The 4,257-nt window shown below is 70.6% G+C and carries 5 protein-coding genes and 2 pseudogenes; 1 reads left to right on the top strand and 6 read right to left on the bottom strand.

The features are described 5' to 3' along the window. From argG to tnpA, 6 genes and pseudogenes are all read right to left on the bottom strand, one after another. Positions 1-995: argininosuccinate synthase (argG, locus tag JNW87_RS35470; protein WP_238455202.1), on the bottom strand; the 995-nt coding region annotated here is incomplete at its 3' end. Between the two features lie 28 nt (positions 996-1,023). Beyond that, positions 1,024-1,173, bottom strand: coding sequence for a hypothetical protein (locus tag JNW87_RS35465; RefSeq protein WP_161557872.1), 150 nt, complete (start codon positions 1,171-1,173; stop codon positions 1,024-1,026). Between the two features lie 8 nt (positions 1,174-1,181). Beyond that, positions 1,182-2,041 (bottom strand): annotated as a pseudogene (locus JNW87_RS35460) (TrmH family RNA methyltransferase). Positions 2,042-2,083: 42 nt separating this feature from the next. After that, entirely contained in the window at positions 2,084-2,284 is a 201-nt protein-coding gene (locus tag JNW87_RS40040) for a dihydrofolate reductase family protein (protein ID WP_255544749.1), read from the bottom strand. Between the two features lie 133 nt (positions 2,285-2,417). Further along, positions 2,418-2,639 (bottom strand): annotated as a pseudogene (locus JNW87_RS40035) (dihydrofolate reductase family protein); the annotation flags it as partial. 364 nt (positions 2,640-3,003) lie between these two features. After that, positions 3,004-3,420, bottom strand: coding sequence for an IS200/IS605 family transposase (gene tnpA, locus JNW87_RS35445; protein WP_109802708.1), 417 nt, complete (start codon positions 3,418-3,420; stop codon positions 3,004-3,006). Positions 3,421-3,443: 23 nt separating this feature from the next. Here tnpA and JNW87_RS35440 point away from each other — a divergent pair. Next, positions 3,444-4,257 (top strand): transposase (locus JNW87_RS35440; protein ID WP_238455201.1); only part of this gene is annotated, 814 nt, incomplete at its 3' end.

Below are 4,257 nucleotides of genomic sequence, written 5' to 3'. Positions count from 1 at the left end.
TACATCAGCCGACCGAGGCGGCGGCCCTCGTTGTGGTAGTTCGCCAGGGTGTCCTCGTTGTGGATGGCGTTGACCAGCCGTTCGTACGCGGCATGCAGCAGCGCCATGCCGGGAGCCTCGTAGATGCCCCGGCTCTTGGCCTCGATGATCCGATTCTCGATCTGGTCCGACATGCCCAGGCCGTGCCGGCCGCCGATGGCGTTGGCCTCCAGCACCAGGTCGACGGGGCTGCCGAACTCCTTACCGTTGATCGTCACCGGGCGACCCTGGTCGAAGCCGATCGTGACATCCTCGGTCGGGATCTCCACCGACGGGTCCCAGAACCGGACTCCCATGATCGGGTTGACCGTCTCGATGCCGGTGTCGAGGTGCTCGAGGGTCTTCGCCTCGTGCGTGGCGCCCCAGATGTTGGCGTCGGTGGAGTATGCCTTCTCGGTGCTGTCCCGGTACGGCAGGGCGCGTTCGAGCAGCCACTCCGACATCTCCTTACGCCCACCCAGTTCGGTGACGAAGTCGGTGTCGAGCCACGGCTTGTAGATGCGCAGCTGCGGGTTGGCCAGCAGGCCGTACCGGTAGAACCGCTCGATGTCATTGCCCTTGAAGGTCGAGCCGTCGCCCCAGATCTGGACGTCGTCGGAGATCATCGCCCGCACCAGCAGGGTCCCGGTCACGGCCCGGCCCAGCGGGGTGGTGTTGAAGTACGCCCGCCCGCCCGAGCGGATGTGGAAGGCCCCGCAGGTCAACGCCGCCAGGCCCTCCTCGACCAGGGCGGCGCGGCAGTCGACCAGTCGGGCGACCTCGGCGCCGTAGCTGAGCGCGCGACCGGGCACCGAGGCGATGTCGGGCTCGTCGTACTGGCCGATGTCGGCAGTGTAGGCGCAGGGAACGGCGCCCTTGTCGCGCATCCACGCGACCGCGACCGAGGTGTCGAGGCCGCCGGAGAAGGCGATGCCGACACGTTCGCCGGCGGGCAGGGAGGTGAGAACCTTGGACACGAGGAAGATTATGCGCTATGCCGCATGGTCATGCAAACAGAAGTGCTCGACGGGACGAGAACGGGTGCAGCACGTCGCGGTGGACCTCCGCGAAGGACACACTCTCGTACTGTTCGACGAGCGCATCGGCGGCTTCCGCGTAACCGGCGGTGCTGGCGGAGACCTCAAGATCGACCACCCGCAGAGCTACCCGCTGCCGAACGGTGGGTCGTCGCGCCCCAGTCCCAGAACGCCACCGCCGCAGCGGCGGCGACGTTCAACGAGTCCACTCCGCGCCGCATCGGAATGACCACCCGCACGTCACTGGCGGACTGGGCCGCCGCGGTGAGGCCGGGGCCCTCGGCTCCCAGCAGCAGCGCCGCCCGCTCGCGCTGCGCCGGAGTCAACCGCTGGATCGGTACGGCGTCCGGAGCCAGCGTCATGGCGAGCACGGTGAAGCCCGCTTCCCGCACCTGGTCCAAACCCGCGGGCCAGCGCTCGAGCTTGGCGTACGGCACCGCGAAGACCTCCCCCATGCTGACCCGTACGCTGCGCCGGTACAGCGGATCGGCGCAGGACGGCGACAGCAGCACCGCGTCGATGCCGAGCGCGGCGGCCCCCCTGAAAACCGCGCCGAGGTTGGTGTGGTTGTTGACGTCCTCCAGGATGACCGCGCGCCGGGCGCCGGCCAGCACCTCGGCCGCGCTCGGCAGCGGCTTGCGGTGGAACGAGGCGAGCACACCCCGGTGCACGTGGAAGCCGGTGGCCCGCTGGAGCACCTCCTGGGTGGCCGCGTAGACCGGGGCGTCGCCGGCGTCGAGGTCGGCGAGCTGGTCCGCCCGTTTCGCGTCGACCAGGTACGACCGGGCCGGGTAGCCGGCCCGCAGCGCCCGCCGCAGCACCAGCTCGCCCTCGGCGATGAACAGACCGTGCGGGGGTTCCCAGCGGGTACGCAGCTCGACGTCGGTCAGCGCGCGGTAGTCGGCGATCCGGTCGTCGTCGGGGTCGGTGATCTCGTGGACGGGCACCCGACGATTCTGCCGGACGCCGCCACCCGCACCGCCCACCGGCCGCTGCGCCGGGCGGAGGTGCGTGGCGGGAGCCGCCGGTCAGCCGGCCCGCTCGTACCGCAGCAGCACGCTCGCGCCGTCGAAGCCGCGCGACCCGACCAGGCGCAGGGCGAGCCGGTCCTTGGGCGGGAAGACCGGCCTACCGCCGCCGAGGACGACCGGGTGCACGATGACCTGGTACTCGTCGATCAGACCGTGGTCGGTCAGCGCCGCGGCGGCGGCCGAGCCGCCGGTGAGCAGGAGGTCCCCGCCCGGCTCGGCCTTGAGGGCGGCGACCTGCGACCAGGTCGGCGCCGATGACCCGGGCGCCGTGGTCGGCCGACTCGAGGGTCCGGGACAGGACGATCTTCGGGGTACGCCGCCAGATCGGCGCGAACGCCCGGCCGTGCGCGTCGGCCATCGACTCGGGCCGCGGCCACCAGTACGACATCATCTCCCAGACCTTGCGCCCGTACACGAACGCGCCGGCCCGTTCGCTCAGCTCCAGGGAGTACGCGGACAGCTCCGCCCCCATCACGGGCCAGTCGAACTCGCCGTTCGGCCCCTCAATGAAGCCGTCGACGGACTGGTGCACCCAGTAGATGATCTTTCGCATGGCGGTTCTCCTCGATCGGCCGCGCCCCGGCGGACGCTGTCACCGGTGGGTCGGAGCCGCCCGGTGGGATCCGACAGCCGGAGCGAATTATTTTCCGTCGGGCTTTCCGCCCGCCCGTGCCCCCGGTCGCCGGGCGCCTGCCCCGGGTTGCACCGCCCCAGTACCGTCCGGACCCGTGGCCAGTCCCGTGATGATCGCCCTGGTCGGCGTCGACGGCTCCGGCAAGAGCACCCAGGCCCGGGCCCTGGCGCGCCGGCTCACCGCCCGGGGCACCCCGGCGAGCTACCAGGGTGCGGGCCAGTGCTCCGCCATTCAGGGCGGGGGTGAAGGCCGCGCGGGAGGGCCGGCTAGGCCCGAGCGTGCTCTAGCCTGGCTGGTTCTGCTGCTCGATGTACCCGGGCAGCACGGTGAGCGGTGCGGCGCCGAGGGAGCTGGCGAAGTATGAGCCCGACCAGAGCCGGTTGGCGCGGTAGTAGTGGTGCACGAGATCGGGGAACTGCTGGCGCAGCCGGCGGCTGGATACGCCCTTGAGGCTGTTGACCAATTTCCACGGGGCGACCGTGGGTGGGAAGTTGACCAGCAGGTGGAGGTGGTTGTCTTCGCCGTTGAAGTCGACCGGCTCGGTGTCGAAGTCGGCGCGCACCGCCTGCGTGATGTCTTCCAGGGGGGTCAGGTGCCGGTCGGTGAAGACCCTGTGCCGGCATTTCGTGACGAAGACCAAGTGGGCGTGGCGGACGAAGACGCAGTGCCTGGCAGTGCGGATTCTTCCGATATCTGTCATATGCCGATGCCAGACTGTCCGATGTGCAGCTTCGGTACAACTACCGCGTCTACCCGACGCCCGGCCAGCAGGCTTCGCTGGCGCGGGCGTTCGGGTGTGCGCGGGTGGTGTTCAACGACGGGTTGCGCGCACGTCAGCAGGCCCGCGAGGCGGGTGAGCCGTACCTGTCGGACGGCGACCTGTCGAAGCGGGTCATCACCGAGGCGAAGCGGACGCCGGAGCGGGTGTGGCTGGGTGAGGTGTCGGCGGTGGTGCTCCAGCAGGCCCTCGCGGACCTGAACGCCGCGTACCGCAACTTCTTCGCCTCGACGAGCGGCAAGCGCAAGGGCCGCAAGGTGGCGCCGCCGCGGTTCCGGTCGCGCAAGGACAACCGGCAGGCGATCCGGTTCACCGCGAACGCCCGGTTCAAGGTCCTCGACAACGGCCGGCTCCGGCTGCCGAAGATCGGCGACGTGGCGGTGCGGTGGTCCCGGCGACTGCCGGCGGCGCCGACCTCGGTCACGGTCATCCGGGACGCGGCCGGACGGTACTTCGCCTCATTCGTCGTACAGCCCGCGGACGAGCCGCTGCCGCCGGTCGACGGCGAGGTGGGTATCGACCTGGGCCTGACGCACTTCGCGGTCCTGTCCAACGGCAAGAAGATCACCGCGCCGAGGTTCCTGCGCCGGGCGGCCCGCAAACTCAAGCGGTTGCAGCAGGACCTGTCCCGCAAGCAGCGGGGCAGCGCAAATCGCAGCAAGGCCGTCGTCAAGGTCGCCCGGGCGCACGCCCGGGTGGCCGACAGCCGGCGGGACTGGCAGCACAAGCTCTCGACCCGGATCATCCGCGACAACCAAG

This window comes from Micromonospora sp. ATA51, from assembly GCF_016802855.1.
Classification (GTDB): domain Bacteria; phylum Actinomycetota; class Actinomycetes; order Mycobacteriales; family Micromonosporaceae; genus Micromonospora; species Micromonospora sicca.
The sequence above is the reverse complement of the archived record's forward strand: the minus strand, read 5'-3'. Positions and strand labels throughout refer to the sequence as shown.